The following is a 17,255-nucleotide window of genomic DNA, read 5'->3' on the forward strand; positions in this document are numbered from 1 at the left end:
TGTCAAACGAAAGGAAATTTTTGTGTCGGCAAGTTCTGTTTGGAAATGAGGGCGTTGCGAAAAGAGTTCCGGACCTGTTCAAAATGTTTCGCAGGTATTCGGTCGTGCCGCGGAAAACAATGCGAGGTACTGGTTCGGCGTTGCGCTGTCATAATAGTGAAACTTGAATCGCGTCTAAAGCGCCCCAATGGGAAATTGGAGAAGCGCCATGTCGACCGCAGAGTCATCGCGGCATTACCGGGCCTTGTTTCTTTCAGATGTTCACCTTGGCACGCGCGGTTGCCAGGCGGATATGCTGCTGGACTTCCTGAAGGACAATGATGCCGAAACCATCTACCTGGTCGGCGACATCGCGGACGGCTGGCGCCTGAAACGGTCCTGGTACTGGCCGCAGCTGCACAACGACGTTGTCCAGAAAGTGCTGCGTAAGGGCCGCAAGGGAGCGCGGATCGTCTACATTCCCGGCAATCACGACGAGTTCCTGCGCAGTTTTCTCGGAACCCACTTCGGCGGTGTCGAAGTGACCGACAGCATCATCCACGAAGCGGCCAACGGCAAGCGATACCTGGTTATCCACGGCGACCAGTTCGATGTGGTCATCCGCCATGCCAAATGGCTCGCTTTCTTTGGCGACAAGGCCTACGTGACCGCCCTGACCGTCAACACCTGGCTGAACGCCGTTCGCCGCCGGGCAGGCCTGACCTACTGGTCTCTGTCGGCCTGGGCCAAGCTGAAGGTGAAAAACGCAGTCAGTTTCATCGGCCGGTTCGAAGAGGCCCTCTCCGAGGAAGCCCGGCGGCAGGGGGTCGACGGGGTCATCTGCGGCCACATACATCACGCCGCCAATCGTGATATGAACGGCATTCACTACATCAACACAGGCGACTGGGTGGAAAGCTGTACGGCCGTTGCAGAACACCATGACGGGACATTCGAGGTGATCCGATGGGTGGACAGAAGCCAGACAAGGACCGTGCAGACGAAGTCTCGGGAAACGCCGGTCGCCGCATGAGCTCCATTCTCATCGTGACGGATGCCTGGCATCCGCAGATTAACGGTGTCGTCCGCTCCCTTGAACGCACGGCGGAGGAACTCGAGGCAATCGGGACCCGCGTCGAGTTTCTCACCCCCCAGGGCTTCCGGACGCTGCCGTGTCCCACTTACCCAGAAATCCGCCTGTCGCTGACCCATCGCGGTATCGTCCGGCGGAAGATCGAAGCGTTCGATTGCGAGCATCTACACATCGCAACGGAAGGTCCGCTCGGGCTCCTGGCGGCAAGTGCGGCCCGCAAGACGGGCCGGACGTTCACAACCAGCTATCACACACGTTTCCCCGAATATGTCTCCGCCCGGCTGCCGGTGCCGCTTTCGTGGTCCTACGGCTGGCTGCGGCGGTTCCACAATTCCGGCAGCGGCTGCATGGTGGCAACCCGATCGTTGGAAGAGGAGCTGCGCGCACGCGGTTTCCGGAACCTGATGCGCTGGTCCCGGGGCGTCGACGAGCAGTTGTTCCGTCCATACGAAGGGTCCGTTCTGCCTGCCGATCTGCCACGCCCCGTCTTCATGTATGTCGGCCGCGTTTCGGTGGAAAAGAACATCGGTGCTTTCCTGGACCTGAAACTCCCGGGTTCAAAGGTCGTGGTTGGTGGCGGGCCGCAGCTTGAGGCCTTGCGCCGTGAATATCCGGATGTCCTGTTCACCGGTGCAAAGCTGGGCGAAGACCTGGCCCGCCATTATTCCGATGCCGATGTCTTCGTCTTTCCGTCCCTGACGGATACCTTCGGCAACGTGATGCTTGAAGCGCTGGCCTGCGGTGTTCCTGTCGCCGCCTATCCCGTCATGGGGCCGCTCGATGTCATCGGCGGAACAGGGGCCGGGGTCTTGTCCGACAACCTTCAGGAAGCGGCGGAGGCAGCTCTCGATATTCCACGGGAGCATTGCCGGAAGATCGCCATGGACTACACCTGGGCGGCAAGTGCCCGCCAGTTCCTGGACAACTGCATAGAGGCGCAGGACATCTTCAACCGCTCGCTCGCCGGGGTGAGGGCGGCGGAATAACGGCCGGCTCCGATGCGAAGTGCTGTTCCGGCAAAATTGATACCGGGACAATTTCTTGCTGGAACACTCCATCTTCCTGTGAAAGACAATTCTCAGTTGGCCGCGATCAGCGAGCCAGGTATTCCTCTCCGGCTCCTCCCCGGGCCGGATCTCAGTGTTGAAGAATTCTGATCCGCAAAGCGAGTTCTGATGTCGGAAATCCAGTCTCAAGCCGTGCCGGTGTCAAACCCGGACCGTTCCGGAAAAGCCGTTTCCTTCGAAGATATTGAAGCCGCTGCCGCGCGTATCCGCGGCGAAGCCCTGCTGACGCCCGTGCTGCGGCACCCCGTTCTGGACGAACGGACCGGGGCGAACGTCCTGATCAAACCGGAGAACCTGCAGCGCAGCGGATCCTTCAAGTTTCGCGGAGCCTATAATTGCCTCAGCCAGATCCCGGCCGCTGACCGTCAGAAGGGTGTGGTTGCCTGCTCTTCCGGAAACCACGCGCAGGGAGTTGCCGCGAGCGCGCAACTGCTTGGCATGCCGGCGACCATCGTGATGCCGGCCGATGCACCGGAGATCAAGCTGGAACGCACACGCGGCTATGGCGCCACCGTCGTCACCTATGACCGGGAGACCGAGGACCGTGACGGGATCGCGGAACGCCTCTGCGCCGAGACCGGGGCAACACTGGTCCACCCCTTTGACAATGCTGCCGTCATCGCCGGGCAGGGTACCGTCGGGCTGGAACTCGCCCGGCAAGCCGGTGATCTTGGTCTTCGGCTTGATGACGTTTTCGCCTGTACAGGTGGCGGCGGACTTTCAAGCGGCATCGCGCTCGCTCTTTCGCACCTCTCGCCCGCAACGAAATTCCATACCTGCGAGCCGGCTCTCTTCGACGATTACAAACGCTCTCTGGATGCCGGAACGCGCTTGCCAAATGCGGTCAAGGCCGGGTCGATCTGCGATGCCTTGCTTTCCGAAATGCCGGGGGAAATCGGTTTTTCGATCCTTCATGGGCTTGCCGGAGAAGGCGTGAGCGTGACCGACGACGAAGTGCTTGACGCGGTCGCCTTTGCCTTTACCGAACTGAAACTGGTGGTGGAGCCGGGTGGTGCGGTGGCCCTGGCCTCCGTCCTGTCGGGAAAACTGCCCCTGGAAGGCAAGACGGTTGGGGTTGTTCTGACAGGCGGCAATATCGACCCTGAAATGTTGATGAAAGCCCTAGCCCGTTAACCCGTCCTTAGCACTGGCCCGTTAGAGCGAGGCAGGGATAACCTTTACGAGTCAGTTACTTAACGTAAGTCGTGAGGGTTGTTGCCGTTTCGCCGGGACGGGGCGAAAGGACGGACTGGCCGGATTTGAAACCGTTGCCCCGACACGGGGCGCGGGTGATCTCCGTGCCTTTTCATAACCCAAAACGAATCCCGCCCGGCAGTCTGTGCACCTTGCGAAAGGTGCTGGTTCCTGCACTCCGGTAAGTCCGGTTGTCGGCGGATCCAGTTCGTTTCGCGCTCCATTGGACCGCTAGGGGTTGAAATGCAAAACAAGAACATGAGCGACCGGCTGACTTTCTTCCGGTTTTCGGACGAGGATCGCGCCCTCGCCAGATCCCTTTGGCCGCAGATCGCTCAGGAACTGCCCGGGATCCTCAAGGGTTTCTACGCGCATGTCAGAACCGTGCCGCATCTGGCCGGTCTTCTCGGTGACCAGGAAAACCGGCTTGTGGCGGCCCAGAGCTCCCATTGGCAGGGGCTGTTCACGGATGGGGCAACCGAGGCCTATCGTGAACGGGCAGTGCGCATCGGGCTTGCCCATGTCAAAATCGGCCTTGAGCCGAGCTGGTATATCGGTGGCTACGCCTATGTGCTTGAGCAGCTCACCGGTCTTTTGATGAAACGGCGTTTCCTGTCCGCATCCAAGCGCACGAAAGCGCTGAATGTCGTGACCAAGCTCGTGATGCTGGACATGGATCTCGCGATTTCGACCTATCACGAAAAGATGGTCGAAGACGCTGTGGCACGTGAAATCGAATTGAAAACGGCCGTCCAGGGCTTTCAGGACGTGCTGGGCGGGGCTGTCAACGCGCTCGGAAACGCCTCGGAAGAACTGGAAACGTCTTCCGGCAGCTTGAGCCAGGAAACCGGGGCCATCAGTGCGCGCATGGGCAACATGGATGCCTCTTCGGCGGAAACCGCCAGCGGCGTGCAGTCCAGTGCGACGGCAACGGAAGAAATGACGGCTTCGATTGCCGAGATCGGCCGGCAGGCCGGGCAGTCGCGGGAAATGGCGCTCAAGGCGGTTCAGGGAGCGCAGAACACCAACGAGTCGATGACCCAACTCGCGGAATTTGCACAACAGGTCGGCTCCGTGATCGGTCTGATTTCCGATATTGCCGAACAGACCAATCTCCTGGCGCTGAATGCCACCATCGAGGCAGCGCGAGCCGGAGAGATGGGCAAGGGCTTTGCCGTCGTGGCAGCGGAAGTCAAGGAACTTGCCAGCCAGACCACCAAGGCAACGGAAGAGATCACCGAGCAGATCGCCAGCATTCAGCGGGCAACTCAGCAGTCTGTCCAGGATATCGATGGCATCACCGGCCTGATCGGGCAGCTGTCCGAGATTGCGACCAGCATTGCATCGGCCGTCGAACAGCAGGCTGCCGCGACCGGTGAAATTTCCTCGAACGTGCAGCTCGCGGCTCAGGGAACGCAGGCGGTGACCGATGAAATCACCGCCATCCGCGAATCGGTGGAAAGCGTCGAGACAACGGTCGGCGCGGTTCGCAACATGTCGGCCTCGTTGAAGAATCAGGCCGACAGGCTGGGTGAAGAGGCCGAGGTCTTTTTCCGGAAGATTGCCGCGGGTACCTGACGGCGCCACCCCCTGAGAGGTGTGGATCTGATCTGAAAAGGGCGCGGCCAACCGGCCGCGCCCTTTTCCAATTCTCCGGCAAAGACTATTGCGTTAGTTGAAAAGAGCCTGACGTTCGGCTTCGCTCAGTTGCGTCAGAGGGTCTTCCCCTTCCTCTGCCGCCTCGACCTCGGTCATCTGCCATTCCGCGTCAGCTTCCTCTTCCTCTTCCGAGGAGGCGATTTCGCTGTCGAAGAGCTTTTCGATGGCGGCTTCGTCCAGGGTCGCTTCCGGATCCATATCCGCGAACTCGTCTTCCGCCACCGGGGTCTCCACGTCGTCCGTCACGGGGGCGGAGGCAAACATGTCGTCGATAGCGGCAGCGTCCATCGGTTCGTCACCACCGGCCATGATGGCATCGATATCGGCCTCGCTGGCCATGATGGCGTCGACGTCGGCTGCGCTGGCAAAGGTATCCGTGGCGGGAGCGGGGGCCGCTGCGTCAAAGGCGGAAACAGCATTGTTTTCCTGCAACGCGGCGTTGAACACATCGTCGCTGGCGGACATCAGTTCGTCGACGCTGTTCTGGGACACGCCGCCGCCGGAGAGCTGGGGGCCGTTCAGAAGATGGGCGTCAGGCCGGTTGTCGACGGGGCCTGCCGTAGCGTCGGCCTCCATCTCTTCTATGCCCCAGATGCTGATCATCAAGTTGATGCGGCTTTCCAGATAACGCAGAACCTGTACCACCTTGTTGGTGCGCTGGCCGGTCAGATCCTGGAAGGAACAGGCCATGAAGATTTCCGTGGCCTTCGCATCAATATCGTCGCAGGTTGCGTCGTCGGCACCGTTTTCGCGCAGAACCCAGGCCTTTTCCTGGATCTGCTCTGCCGCTTCCAGAATCGTCTGGGTCGCGCCCTCGGTCTGGGTCACGATCGCATCGAGCTCGTTGGAAGCATCGACGAATCGGTTGTTTTCCTCGCCTTCCGCCTTGATGTTGGCGATCTCGGCCTTGGTGCGCTCGATCGCTTCATGCATGTCGGCGATATCGAGGCGAATCTTGTCGAGATCCGGCACGTCGCGCTGACGGGTCACCACCTTTTCAAGCCGGTGAATCGCTCCCAGAATCTCAGTGGTTTCCGGGGTCTTGTTGCGATTGAGAAACTCTTTCAGAAACCGACGCCCGCGATCGGATTCCATCAGGGTCTGTTCGAGCGTATGATATTCGGCCTCGCCGATCAGTTCATGCTCTTCCTGTGCTGCTTCCGCTTTCATATGGACGCGAATCTCAACTTGCCTAAGGGACATAATTTGCCGTACACCGACGGCTTGTCCTGCAAGGTAAGGTGAAAATCGTTAACATCTCCCTAGGCAGGCATCTGGCACATTTCCTATGCACTTTTCTTCTCCACCCATCAGTGCCCGGGTTGCCGGGCTCTTCGCCTGCCATTTCTTCGGATACGGGCTGTTTCTGCCCTTCTTGCCGGTCGTGCTGGATTTTCGCGGCATCAATCCCGCGGAAATCGGGTTCATTCTCGGGGCGGGGACCATCACCCGGATCGCGGCCAGCCCGCTCCTGGCAAACATTGCCGACCGCACCGGCCAGCGGCGGCTCTCCATCCTGATCTACTCGTTGACGGGCGCGGCTTTCATTGCCCTGTTTGCCGGACCTGCCGGGTTCGTTTTGGTTGCGGTTGCCGTTATCGGTTACATGGTGTTTCAGGCGCCGGTGCTGCCGCTTGCAGATGCCTATGCGCTGGATGCGGCGCGAAATACGGGCACCGATTATGCCCGCATGCGGCTGTGGGGTTCGGTAGGTTTCGTCGCCGCAAACCTCGCAGGCGGCATGCTGGCGGCGGAGCAAACCTCCTGGAGCATTCTTGTCCTGATTGCCGTCGCGGCCCTGGCGACGGGAGCCGTTGCCATGTCGATGTCCTCCCAGCAGCGTGGCGGCGGGCAATCGGATACTCGGGGCGATGACAGGGAAGCGCCTTTCCGGAAAGCCTGGTTCTGGCCCATTCTCGCCTTGCTCGGCCTGTTTCAGGCCAGTCATTCGGCCTTTTATGGTTTCGGCACCATCTACTGGAAGGCGATGGATGTTCCGGACTTCACCATCGGTGTTCTCTGGGCTGTGGGCGTGGTCGCGGAAATCGCGCTCTTCACCGTCGCGGGCCGGTTGGGCCGCCGGTTCGATCCCCCCGTGTTTCTGCTGGTATCCGGGGCCGCGGCCGTCGTTCGCTGGGGACTTTTTCCCTTTGCCGACAACTTCGTGACAATGGCCGCGCTGCAGATGCTGCATGCGCTGACATTCGGCGCGGCCCATCTGGGGGCGGTTTCCATCCTGGCGAAGCTGGTGCCGAGCAAATGGGGCGGTACGGGGCAGGGGCTGCTGGCCACATCCATCGGCATTCAGTCGGCGGTCGCGCTGACCATCTGCGGCGCGCTTTATGATGTCGATCCGGACTTGCCGTTCTACCTGATGGCCGCCGTCTCCGCGGTCGGCGTGCTGGCTACCCTGGCGCTGACACCTCTGGTGCGCCGGCGCATGGCGGCGGCATAGGTTGCCGCCGGCAATCGTCATCCGAAGATCAAAAGGTTGTCAGCCCCAGAGTTCCGGGCGGGGCGGAAAGAGCGTGCTGCCTTCGAACGTCAGTCCGGGCGAGCGGTCTTCGGCCAGAAGCAGCGGGCCATCCAGGTCGACGAAGTCGGCATTCTGGGCAATCAGGACCGCCGGCGCCATGGCCAGCGATGTGCCGAGCATGCAGCCGACCATGACTTTCAGATCCTGGGCCCTCGCATCCTCGACCAGCTGCAGCGCAGCGGTCAGGCCACCGGCCTTGTCGAGCTTGATGTTGACCGCGTCATATTTTTCCCGCAGGCCGTCGATGCTCTTGCCCGGATGCAGGCTCTCGTCGGCGCAGATGGTGACGCTCCGGTCGATCTCGGCCAGAAGACCATCGTTTTTTGAGGGGAGGGGCTGTTCGATCAGGGCGACGCCGGCCGCCTTGCAGGCGGTCATGTTGATTTCGAAACAGCTTTGGTCCCAGGCCTCGTTGGCATCCACGATCAGCGTGCTGTCAGGCGCGGCCTTCCGGACGGCGGCAATGCGTTCGTCATCGCCAGGACCGGCCAGCTTGACCTTCAATAGCGGACGATGAGCTGCGGCCGCTGTCTTCTCGGCCATCGCCTCCGGTGTATCCACGCTGATGGTGAAGGCCGTCGTCAGCGGTCTGAGGGTGCCGGCACCCGCCAGGTCCGCCGCTGTCCGTCCGGACTTCTTGGCTTCCAGATCCCAGAGCGCGCAATCGACCGCATTGCGGGCAGCACCCGCGGGCATGGCCTCCAGCAGCGTTGCCCGCGTCAGGCCCGCCTGGAGGGCCGGGGCGATTTCCTGGATCTGCGTCTGGACGCTCTCAAGGGATTCGCCGTAGCGCGGGTAGGGAACGCATTCTCCCCGGCCTTTGAAAGTGCCGTCCTGCAGCGTGACCACAACGACTTGCGCGTGAGTGCGCGTTTCGCGGGAGATCCTGAAACCCCCCGCGATTTCGAAGCATTCCGCCTCGACGGTTACAACAAGGCTCATGGGGCACCGAATTCGGCCGAGACCTTGTCGACGATGGTTTCCATGCCGTAGCGGACCGGGTCTGTTGCCGGCAGGCCGTGTTTCTCGCCGACCTTGGCGAGATAGGCGAGGGCCTCGTCGTCGTCGAGGGCGGCAGTGTTCACCGCGATGCCGACGCAGCGGATATCCGGGTTGGTCAGCCTGCCGCACTGAATGGTCAGGTCGATCACCTGCTGGATCGTCGGAAGGGGCGTTTCCACGCCGCGCATCTTTGTGCGGGTCGGTTCATGACAGACAATGAAGCCGTCCGGCTGAGAGCCGTGCAGAAGGCCGAGCGTTACCCCCGCGAAAGAGGGATGAAACAGGGACCCCTGGCCTTCGACAATCTGCCAGTGATTCTCGTCGGTTGCCGGCGACAGCCATTCGGCGGCTCCGGAAATGAAGTCGGCCACGACTGCATCGAGCGCGACGCCCCGGCCGGAAATGAAGACCCCGGTCTGGCCGGTCGCACAGAAAGAACTGGTGTAGCCGCGCTCGTTCATGGCCTTGTCCATGGCCAGAGCGGTGTACTTCTTGCCGACAGAGCAATCGGTGCCAACCGCGAGAATGCGTTTCCCCGGGCGTTTGGTGCCCTTGCCGGTGGCGAAGGTCTCCGAATTGTGGCGCACGTCATGCAGCTTGCGCCCGTTCCGCTCTGCAGCTTCCCGGATGGCGGCGACGTCGCCGAGACGGACATGAAGGCCGGAAGCGACATCCATTCCTGCATCGAGCGCTTCGATGACGCTGTCGACCCAGTGGTCCGGCAAACGCCCGCCGGCATTCACGGCGCCGATAATGAAGGTCCTGGCACCGGCTGCGGCACCGTCGCTGATCGACATGTCCGAGAGACCCGTATCTGCGGCACAGCCTTCAAGCCGAACCTGGCCCAGGCACCAGTCCTTGCGCCAGTCCACAATGCCGGTCGCGGTCTTGGCGGCAAGCGCATCGGGAACATCACCGAGGAACAAAAGGTAGGGATGGGCTATTTCCATGGACAAAGCTTTCAAGTGGCTGCTGGACGTTGAACTTCTGCATCAGGTATACGGGGGATGTTGAACCAGCGGCAAGAGGGCAGCTCTCCGGAATGGCATTCTTGGAAAAAAACATAACGCCGGAGATGCACCTGGAAGCGGATGGTCCGGATCGCCAGTTCCTGTCGCTGTCCGGAGACTGGACGGTCAGCACCATCGGGGAGGCCGAAAGGGAACTGGCCGGGCTGGTGGATGTCTCCAAGGACCGCCTGACCTGCATCGATGTTTCCAGAATCGAGCATCTGGACACCAGTGGCGCCTGGCTCATTCACCGGACGCGTGGCCGTCTGGAATTCGAAGGCCGCAAGGTGGGCCTGGCCGGCGTGACGCCGGTGCGCCAGTCGCTGTTTGACGAAATCGAGCGCCATCACCCGCCAAGCTGGAAACCGGAACGCAACCCTTTCACGATCCTCGGTTTTCTGGAGGCCGTGGGACGCCAGGTGGTTGACTCCGGCCGGGACGGCCTGGCGATGTTGCATATTCTCGGCTCGCTCGGGGTGGTTCTGGCGGCGGTGTTGCGGGATCCCAAGCGCCTGCGCGGCATCTCCATCGCCGTCCAGTTCGACCGAAGCTGCATCGGTGCGGTGCCGATCGTCGCCCTGATGAGTTTTCTGATCGGGGCGATCATTTCCCAGCAGGGTGGTTTCTATCTCAAGCAATTCGGGGTGGACATCTATGTCGTCGATCTGGCCGGCATCCTGATCCTGCGCGAAATCGGCGTGATCCTGACGGCCATTATGGTGGCGGGCCGGTCCGGGTCGGCCTTTACCGCCGAACTTGGCGCCATGCGCATGCAGGAGGAGGTCGATGCCCTGCATGTGATCGGTCTCAGCGTGACCGAGGTGCTGGTGCTGCCGCGTATCCTGGCCCTGATGATCGCCTTGCCGATCCTGACGTTCATTTCGGATATGGCGGCGCTCTTCGGGTCCGGGTTGATTACCTGGGCCTACCTGGACATTCCACCCGCTGCTTTTCTGGCGGAACTGCAGACCGCCATTACAAGAGAGACCCTGCTGGTCGGAATCGTGAAAGCCCCTTTCATGGCGCTGATCGTCGGGCTGATTGCCTGCGTTGAGGGGCTGAAGGTGGGGGGCTCTTCGGAATCGCTCGGACGTCATACGACCATGTCCGTTGTGAAAGCTATTTTTCTCGTGATTGTCGTCGACGGCTTCTTTGCCATATTCTTTGCCGCTATTGGAGTTTGACCCTATTCATGTCATTGAGCGAAGCCGAAGACACAGCCAAAGCGACAGAGCCGACGCATGACGGCACGGATAACGTGTTGTCTGTGCGGGATGTTACCGTCGGATTCGGCAGCAAGATCATATTGAAGGATCTCGATCTGGACGTGCGCCGGGGTGAGGTTTTGGGGTTCGTCGGTGGTTCCGGAACCGGCAAGTCCGTGCTGATGCGCACCATTCTTGGATTGACGCCAAAGCGCGCCGGATCAATTTCCGTCTTCGGACATGACCTTGAAACGGCCGATGAAAAGGAACGCAAGACCATTGAGCGCCGTTGGGGCGTCCTGTTTCAGCAGGGTGCGCTGTTTTCCTCGCTCACCGTGAAGCAGAACATCCAGGTGCCGATGCGCGAGCATCTGAAGCTGTCGCCGCAGCTCATGGACGAACTGGCAACGCTTAAACTGGACCTTGTCGGACTGTCTCAGGACGCCGCCAACAAGCTGCCTTCCGAGCTTTCCGGCGGCATGGTCAAGCGGGCGAGCCTGGCGCGTGCCCTTGCACTGGACCCCGATTTGGTGTTTCTGGACGAGCCGACATCCGGTCTGGATCCGATCGGGGCGGCAGCTTTTGATTCGCTGATTGCAAATCTCAGTTCGACCCTTGGACTGACCGTTTACATGGTGACGCACGATCTCGACAGTCTTCACTCCATCTGCGACCGGATTGCTGTTCTTGGGAAAAAACGTGTTCTGGCCATCGGAACACTGGACGACATGATGAAAAACGACGATCCCTGGATCAAATCGTATTTCCGGGGCGAACGGGCATTACGCCGAGCATAGGTGGACGGAATGGAAACCCGCGCAAATTATATTTGGATCGGCGCTTTCGTGGTGGCCACTCTGGTCGGCGCGTTCGGTTTCGTCTACTGGCTCGCCGCGACGGCGGAATCCCGTCAGAACGTGCAAGTCGAGATCGTCTTTCCGGGCCCGGTCACCGGCCTGCCGATAGGGGGGGCGGTTTACTTCAACGGCATCAAGGTCGGCGAAGTGAAGGAGCTGAATTTTGCGCCCGACGACCCGACAAAGGTCGTGGCGATGACCGGCGTGCGGCCGGACACGCCTTTGCGGGAAGACACCAAGGCAACCTTGAATTTTACCGGTCTGACCGGTGTCGCCTACGTGGATCTCAGCGGGGGCACGTCGGATTCGCCATTGTTGCTCGGCAGGGACGACGACAAGATCCCTGTCATCAACGCGGACAAATCCTTCTTTGACGATATCGTCGACGGCGCGCGCGATGTGCTTCAACGGACGGATTCCACGATGAAGACGGTCGACGATCTTTTGAAGGAAAATGGCCCGGAGATTTCGTCGATCATCAAGAACGCCAATACCTTTTCCGAAGCCCTCGCGGCCAACTCCGATGGCGTCAAGGACTTTATGGCCAGTATCGGCAAGGCTTCCGACTCCTTCTCCAGTCTGTCGGTGCGACTCGAAAAGCTGGTGGACCAGGGCGAGCGCCTGATGGCTGCCGTGCCTTCCGACAAGGTGACCGCCATTGTTGATGATCTGAGCAAGTTTTCCGCCAGCCTCGGCAGGGCCAGCAAGGATGTCGACCTGCTGATGGCCGACGCGCAGAACGCGGCCAAGGAGCTGGAGGCCTTCACCACGAAGGTCAACGAAGGACTTGACCACGTTCAGAAAGTTGTCAAGGCGGTTCATCCGGATCAGGTCGAAAGAGTTGCAAAGGGGGCTGCAGCGCTCGGGGACCTGCTTGAAAAACGGACCGGCGACATCGACAAGCTGATCGTTGCCACCAGCCAGACGATGCAGAACGTTGACGAGATTGTCGCGACGCTCAAGGGCGAGGAAGGCACGATCAAGGAAATGATCGAAGGCGGGCGTGATGTGGTTGCCAAGGTCGATACGCTCGTCTCGCGCGGCGTCGAACTGGCCGCCGCCATCGATCCGCTCAAGATCGAGGAAGTCGTTGCTTCCGTCAGCAAGTTCACCAGCGGTCTTAATGCTTCGCTTGAGAACGTCGACGCCATCGTTGCCAGCGTCGATCCCGAAAAGGTCGGCAAGGCCGTGGAAGGTGTCTCCGCCATTGTCGAGAACGTCAACAACCAGCAGAGCCAGATCAACGAGATCATCGCGTCCACCAAGTCGACGGTGCAGAATTTTGAAGCCGTGTCCGCCACGATACGGGGTGAGGACGACCGCATCGCGGCTCTGGTGAGTGATGTTCAGGCCGCTGCTGCGCGCTTTTCCGAAACCTTGCAGACCGCCAACGACCTGATGAAAGCGGTGGATCCGGAGAAGGTTGCCAATATCGTCGGCTCGGTCGAGACGGCGGCCTCCGGTCTGGCCAACACCGAGGACGGACTTCCGGCGATCCTGGAAAGCGCGCGCAAGGCGGCCGACAACGTCCAGCAGATGACGGCCGACCTGACCAAGCGCACGCCTGACGTCGACCAGATCATCACCGACGCCAAGCAGATGACGGCAACGTTGAACTCCACCTCCGTGCGGGTCGAAAGCCTGATCGAGAAAGTCTCGACCATGGTTGACGGTGACGGCGACGGTTTGATCAAGGAAGCGACGCTGGCGGCGCAGGCCATTCGCAAGGTAGCGGTGGCCTTCGAAAGCAGGGCCGATGCAATTGCCGGCGGTCTGTCAAAATTCGCGACGCAGGGGTCTGCCGATTTCGCCGCGGCCCTGGCGCAGGTCAACCGGACTCTGGTTTCTATACAGCGGGCCGCGGAGAGCTTTGAACGCAACCCGAATCGGGTGATCTTCGGCGGAGAAGACGTGCCGACCTACTCCGGCGGGCGTCGGCGATAACAAACGAGTTTCAGGAATTGAGGCGTATGACGAAAGCAAACACAGATTTGACCCGCAGGAGCGTTCTCGGCGCTCTCGGGCTCGGTGTGCTCGTCTCCGGCTGCGCCAGCACAGCACCGTCCGCCTATTACAGCATCGATGCGGCCGATGTCGGTGGTCTCAGGGGCAGGTCCAGCCGCGTCCAGGTGCTTGTCGCGGCGCCACGGGCGCTGAAGGCGCTTGATACCAGCTATATCGCCGTCGTCGAAAAGGGCCCCGTTTACAGCTACTTCCCGAAAACCGCCTGGGCGGACACGCTGCCCAATGTCGTGCAGCTGAAGCTGGTGGAGACACTGCAGAACACGGGCCGCCTGCGCGGCGTCGGCTTGCCCGGAGACGGTCTCCTGATCGACTATCAGCTCCAGACCGAAATCCGGGCCTTCGAACTTCGGGTCGGCGGTGGCAACCGGGGTGTGGTCGAGATTTCAGCCCGCGTCGTAAACGACCGCAACGGGCGGACCGTGGCGACAAAAGTGTTCCGGGCGGAAACGCCGTCGGGCAGCAATTCGGTTGACAAGGCCGTCGAGGCGATGAATGCCTCTGCCGACCGGGTCTTCACGGAACTGGCCGCCTGGACTCTGCAGAACGTTTGAGCGGTTACTTTTGTTCCGTTCCGGTCAATCCGGCAGGCCTGCCATTTTCAGGCCTTTGATATAGCGCTCCAGGTCTTCCGGGTTGCCGAAGTGAATGGCATTCCGAATGCCATCAGCAGACACTGTTGGTGAGATCTCCCGTACTCGGCTGAACACCTTCCGGGCCTTTTCGGATGCGCCTTTAAGTGCAAGGCTGGAAGCTAGCAGCCGGAGAGATCCGGGAACCGCTGGCCGTTCACCAACGGATTTTTCCGCCCATTCGACGGCGTCTTCATAGCGACCGGCCACGAAATGCGCCGTCCCGGCAGCCACATAAAAATGAAAGAGTTCAGGGTCTCTTGGACTGAGGCGAATTGCGGTTTCGGCTTCCTGAATGGCCTCCTCCGGATGTCCGGCATAAGCGAGTTGCAAGGCAAGGTACCCGTGTCCGAGCGCGAAGCTGGGGTTCAGTTCAATGGCTTTCCGCAGGTGCCCAACAGCTTCCCCCGGCTGCTTGGCAATGAACTGGCAAAGCCCAAGCGCGCATTGAACCCACACATCGTTTTCATCCAGTGCCGCCGCTTTTTCGGCCAGTTCTCGGGCCTCGGTGAGCCATGCTGCCGGGTCGTTGCTCCAGCCGAAGAATACGGCGTTTATAAGCCCGAAGGAAAGAAAGGCGAGGAGTGGCACATGTTCCGGATCATGTTTGAGGCCGGTTCTCAGTAGCGTTTGGGCAATTGCATTGTCCTCCTGCGTCAGGCGCAGTACATGCCAGCGCCCGCGCACCGCGTAGTCCCACGCCACCATGTTCTCCGGCGGCGTTCGCCTGGCCCGGTCGGCCTCTGCCGAAATCAGTGTCGGCTGGATGGCACCCGCAACGGCCTGGGTGATTTCGTCCTGTAGTGCGAATACGTCCGCGACTTCACGATCGTATCGTTCCGCCCAAACGTGTGAGCCGGAAACGGCATCTACCATTTGCGCGGTGATACGCACCCGGTCGCCCGACTTGCGAATGCTGCCTTCCATGACATAGCGAACGCCGAGCTGGCGCCCGATGTCCTTCACGTCGACCGAGGCCCCCTTGAATGTGAATGTCGTGTTCCGGGCAATGACCATCAGCCAGTGATACTTCGACAACTCGGTAATGAGGTCTTCCACCACGCCGTCGCAAAAATACTCCTGCGACGGGTCGTTGCTCATATTGTCGAATGCCAGGACAGCAATCGACGGCTTGCCGGGGAGTGGAAGCGGCACTTGCGCTTTGGTGGCCGCGGAGGCGCTGTTTACCCATTTCCAGACGCGGACAGGAGTTTCGATGTTCTTGAGCGTGTGAAGTCCATCGTCATGAAACTCAAGACCGAGCTTTGCCCGAACATTCTGAAAAACCATGTCGGAAAGGGCGATACCGCCGGGGTCAGCCAATCCTTCAAGGCGCGCGGCAATATTGACGCCGTCACCGAGGATGTCATCGCGATCAACGACGATGTCGCCGAGATTGATGCCGATCCGGAATGCAAGAGCGTTTTCGTTGCCGCAGGACGCAAGCCGGGTTTGCCAATCGACGGCACATCTCACCGCATCGACTGCACTCTGGAATTCGACCAGAAGGCCGTCGCCCATGAATTTCACGATTCGCCCCCGGTGTTCCCGGATCAGCGGTTCAATGATGCTGGTGTGCAAGGACCGGAGTACGGAGAGGGTTCCTTCCTCGTCCGCGCCGACCAGACGCGAAAAGCCGGCGACGTCGGCGGCAAGAATAGCGGCGAGCTTGCGCTCCATGACCCTCATCCCGCGGAAGAATGTTTCCCTCAAAAGGCTCTGGGTATGGACTCATGAAGTTGTTCGTTCGGGGGTAATCGGGCGCAGATAAGCGAGGAATAACCTGCAGAACCATGCTGGCGCATGGTGCAAAGGTTTTGAAGCCGCCGTTCAAAGCCCGATTGGCGACCTTTCCAGATCGACCTGAACGTACATTTTTATGGGTCCGTACCCTAAACTTATTTATGGCACGAAGAACGATTGTCCAATTCACGGGCCAGACTTTCCGCCGGCAATTCGGCGAACCGGCCAAACTTCCAGAATGCCGGCGCACAGGACCAGCAGCCCGCCCGCAATTTCCGGCAGTTCAAGATGCTCCCCGGCAAGCATTGCCGCCGAAACCGCTCCGACCGGAACCTCCGTCATCAAGAGGATGCCAACACGAACAGGCTCCAGCCGCGCGGTTGCCCACATCAGGGCAGCAATGGAGGCACCCCACCAGAGGCCGCCTGTTAAGAGGGCAAGACCGGCCCAACTGCCTGGAATGCCGGTCAGGACGGCCTCAGGCCAGGGTTCGAGCAGGGGAGCGAGTGCCACTGCCATGACAGCTGCACCAAGGGCAAAGACGAAAGCAGCGGCCACCGGCTTCAAAGTCGATTTCGCGCGTATGCCGGTCGAGGCGACGGACCAGAGGAAACCGGCGCTCAACGCCATCCATTCGCCCGGGCCTCGCGGAAGGGGGAGCCCACCACCGGCGCTGAGCATCACGACAAGTCCGATCAGCCCGGCCAGTATGGCAAGAAGGCGCACATAGGAGGAGTGCCAGCCCATGACATACCGTCCGATCACCGCGCTCCAGACCGGGGTGAGGAAGTACAGCAGAATGATGATCGCGACCCTGCCGTAGACAAACCCGATCGAATAAAGCGTGAAGGCAGCGCCACCCAGCGCGATGGATAGCAGAGCGACGGCACCGGTCTTTGCAAATTGGTGCCGCAAGATGACAGCCAGGGGAGACAGGAGGAGGACGGCAGCGCTCGTGATGACCACCGTGCCCCAGGCGCCCGGCAGACCCGCTTCGGTCAGCGACCGGACCGGTATCCAGTAGAACCCCCAAAGGATACCGGTGACGGCGACGGTCAAGGTCGCCAGAAGGGTGGTGCGGCCGTCGTTCATGGCTCCCACACATAGCAATGGTCAAAGACGAAGGTTCATCAGATGAAACCTTGGCTCACGATTTTAGAACTATGCAGGAAGTTCGGAAGGGTAAAGTGCGTCCGAAGAAGAGCGCTGCCTGGAGAAGACGGTCAGTGACGGCTCGAAGCCGTCACTGCAACGTA

The 17,255-nt window shown here is 60.6% G+C and carries 14 protein-coding genes; 9 read left to right on the forward strand and 5 right to left on the reverse strand.

Annotation, left to right across the window (positions count from 1 at the left end):
• Positions 1-208: 208 nt before the first annotated feature.
• The 4 genes from ACQY7U_RS05795 to ACQY7U_RS05810 all read left to right on the forward strand — a co-directional run bounded on the left by ACQY7U_RS05795 (position 209) and on the right by ACQY7U_RS05810 (position 4,911).
• Positions 209-1,012: a UDP-2,3-diacylglucosamine diphosphatase gene (locus ACQY7U_RS05795; protein WP_428642815.1), complete on the forward strand. Its 804-nt coding sequence runs from the start codon at positions 209-211 to the stop codon at positions 1,010-1,012.
• Positions 1,009-2,058: a glycosyltransferase family 4 protein gene (locus ACQY7U_RS05800; RefSeq protein WP_428642816.1), complete on the forward strand. Its 1,050-nt coding sequence runs from the start codon at positions 1,009-1,011 to the stop codon at positions 2,056-2,058. Before ACQY7U_RS05795 ends, ACQY7U_RS05800 begins: the two co-directional genes overlap by 4 nt.
• A 189-nt stretch (positions 2,059-2,247) precedes the next feature.
• Positions 2,248-3,273 carry a threonine ammonia-lyase gene (locus ACQY7U_RS05805; RefSeq protein WP_428642817.1) on the forward strand — a complete coding sequence of 342 codons (1,026 nt, stop codon included), beginning with the start codon at positions 2,248-2,250 and terminating at the stop codon, positions 3,271-3,273.
• Between the two features lie 303 nt (positions 3,274-3,576).
• Positions 3,577-4,911: a protoglobin domain-containing protein gene (locus ACQY7U_RS05810; protein WP_428642818.1), complete on the forward strand. Its 1,335-nt coding sequence runs from the start codon at positions 3,577-3,579 to the stop codon at positions 4,909-4,911.
• A 93-nt stretch (positions 4,912-5,004) separates the two neighbouring features.
• On the opposite strand, the gene ACQY7U_RS05815 is transcribed toward ACQY7U_RS05810, so the two are convergent.
• Positions 5,005-6,162, reverse strand: a complete 1,158-nt coding sequence (locus ACQY7U_RS05815) for a protein phosphatase CheZ (RefSeq protein ID WP_428642819.1) — start codon at positions 6,160-6,162, stop codon at positions 5,005-5,007.
• Positions 6,163-6,280: 118 nt separating this feature from the next.
• Here ACQY7U_RS05815 and ACQY7U_RS05820 point away from each other — a divergent pair, with 118 nt between their 5' ends.
• Positions 6,281-7,447: an MFS transporter gene (locus ACQY7U_RS05820; RefSeq protein ID WP_428642820.1), complete on the forward strand. Its 1,167-nt coding sequence runs from the start codon at positions 6,281-6,283 to the stop codon at positions 7,445-7,447.
• Between the two features lie 39 nt (positions 7,448-7,486).
• Here the strand turns inward: ACQY7U_RS05820 and dgcA are convergent, their stop codons facing one another.
• Positions 7,487-8,470, reverse strand: a complete 984-nt coding sequence (gene dgcA, locus ACQY7U_RS05825) for an N-acetyl-D-Glu racemase DgcA (RefSeq protein WP_428642821.1) — start codon at positions 8,468-8,470, stop codon at positions 7,487-7,489.
• The gene (gene dgcN, locus ACQY7U_RS05830; protein WP_428642822.1) at positions 8,467-9,480 is read right to left on the reverse strand and encodes an N-acetyltransferase DgcN; all 1,014 of its coding nucleotides are present in this window, start codon (positions 9,478-9,480) and stop codon (positions 8,467-8,469) included. Before dgcN ends, dgcA begins: the two co-directional genes overlap by 4 nt.
• Before the next feature lie 92 nt (positions 9,481-9,572).
• On the opposite strand from dgcN, the gene ACQY7U_RS05835 reads away from it, so the two are divergent.
• The 4 genes from ACQY7U_RS05835 to ACQY7U_RS05850 are packed head-to-tail and all read left to right on the forward strand — an operon-like array spanning position 9,573 to position 14,178.
• Positions 9,573-10,724, forward strand: a complete 1,152-nt coding sequence (locus ACQY7U_RS05835) for an ABC transporter permease (RefSeq protein WP_428642823.1) — start codon at positions 9,573-9,575, stop codon at positions 10,722-10,724.
• Positions 10,725-10,732: 8 nt separating this feature from the next.
• A complete protein-coding gene (locus tag ACQY7U_RS05840) occupies positions 10,733-11,542 on the forward strand; it encodes an ABC transporter ATP-binding protein (protein ID WP_428642825.1) in 810 nt (269 codons plus the stop codon).
• Between the two features lie 9 nt (positions 11,543-11,551).
• Positions 11,552-13,546, forward strand: a complete 1,995-nt coding sequence (locus ACQY7U_RS05845; protein ID WP_428642827.1) for an MlaD family protein — start codon at positions 11,552-11,554, stop codon at positions 13,544-13,546.
• Between the two features lie 26 nt (positions 13,547-13,572).
• Positions 13,573-14,178 (forward strand): ABC-type transport auxiliary lipoprotein family protein, encoded by a 606-nt coding sequence (locus ACQY7U_RS05850; RefSeq protein WP_428642829.1) that lies wholly within the window; start codon positions 13,573-13,575, stop codon positions 14,176-14,178.
• A 24-nt stretch (positions 14,179-14,202) separates the two neighbouring features.
• Here ACQY7U_RS05850 and ACQY7U_RS05855 read toward each other — a convergent pair whose 3' ends face one another.
• Together ACQY7U_RS05855 and ACQY7U_RS05860 are read right to left on the reverse strand one after the other, a co-directional pair.
• The gene (locus ACQY7U_RS05855; protein WP_428642830.1) at positions 14,203-15,936 is read right to left on the reverse strand and encodes an adenylate/guanylate cyclase domain-containing protein; all 1,734 of its coding nucleotides are present in this window, start codon (positions 15,934-15,936) and stop codon (positions 14,203-14,205) included.
• A gap of 249 nt (positions 15,937-16,185) precedes the next feature.
• Entirely contained in the window at positions 16,186-17,091 is a 906-nt protein-coding gene (locus ACQY7U_RS05860; RefSeq protein ID WP_428642831.1) for a DMT family transporter, read from the reverse strand.
• Between the last annotated feature and the right edge of the window lie 164 nt (positions 17,092-17,255).

It is taken from the genome of Roseibium sp., from assembly GCF_050301095.1.
GTDB lineage: Bacteria > Pseudomonadota > Alphaproteobacteria > Rhizobiales > Stappiaceae > Roseibium.

Excerpts from the sequence above, each read along its gene's own strand:
- ACQY7U_RS05795 (WP_428642815.1), top strand. The coding sequence starts at position 209 with ATGTCGACCGCAGAGTCATCGCGGCATTACCGGGCCTTGTTTCTTTCA.
- ACQY7U_RS05800 (WP_428642816.1), top strand. The coding sequence starts at position 1,009 with ATGAGCTCCATTCTCATCGTGACGGATGCCTGGCATCCGCAGATTAAC.
- ACQY7U_RS05805 (WP_428642817.1), top strand. The coding sequence starts at position 2,248 with ATGTCGGAAATCCAGTCTCAAGCCGTGCCGGTGTCAAACCCGGACCGT.
- ACQY7U_RS05810 (WP_428642818.1), top strand. The coding sequence starts at position 3,577 with ATGCAAAACAAGAACATGAGCGACCGGCTGACTTTCTTCCGGTTTTCG.
- ACQY7U_RS05815 (WP_428642819.1), bottom strand. The coding sequence starts at position 6,162 with ATGAAAGCGGAAGCAGCACAGGAAGAGCATGAACTGATCGGCGAGGCC.
- ACQY7U_RS05820 (WP_428642820.1), top strand. The coding sequence starts at position 6,281 with ATGCACTTTTCTTCTCCACCCATCAGTGCCCGGGTTGCCGGGCTCTTC.
- dgcA (WP_428642821.1), bottom strand. The coding sequence starts at position 8,470 with ATGAGCCTTGTTGTAACCGTCGAGGCGGAATGCTTCGAAATCGCGGGG.
- dgcN (WP_428642822.1), bottom strand. The coding sequence starts at position 9,480 with ATGGAAATAGCCCATCCCTACCTTTTGTTCCTCGGTGATGTTCCCGAT.
- ACQY7U_RS05835 (WP_428642823.1), top strand. The coding sequence starts at position 9,573 with ATGGCATTCTTGGAAAAAAACATAACGCCGGAGATGCACCTGGAAGCG.
- ACQY7U_RS05840 (WP_428642825.1), top strand. The coding sequence starts at position 10,733 with ATGTCATTGAGCGAAGCCGAAGACACAGCCAAAGCGACAGAGCCGACG.
- ACQY7U_RS05845 (WP_428642827.1), top strand. The coding sequence starts at position 11,552 with ATGGAAACCCGCGCAAATTATATTTGGATCGGCGCTTTCGTGGTGGCC.
- ACQY7U_RS05850 (WP_428642829.1), top strand. The coding sequence starts at position 13,573 with ATGACGAAAGCAAACACAGATTTGACCCGCAGGAGCGTTCTCGGCGCT.
- ACQY7U_RS05855 (WP_428642830.1), bottom strand. The coding sequence starts at position 15,936 with ATGGAGCGCAAGCTCGCCGCTATTCTTGCCGCCGACGTCGCCGGCTTT.
- ACQY7U_RS05860 (WP_428642831.1), bottom strand. The coding sequence starts at position 17,091 with ATGAACGACGGCCGCACCACCCTTCTGGCGACCTTGACCGTCGCCGTC.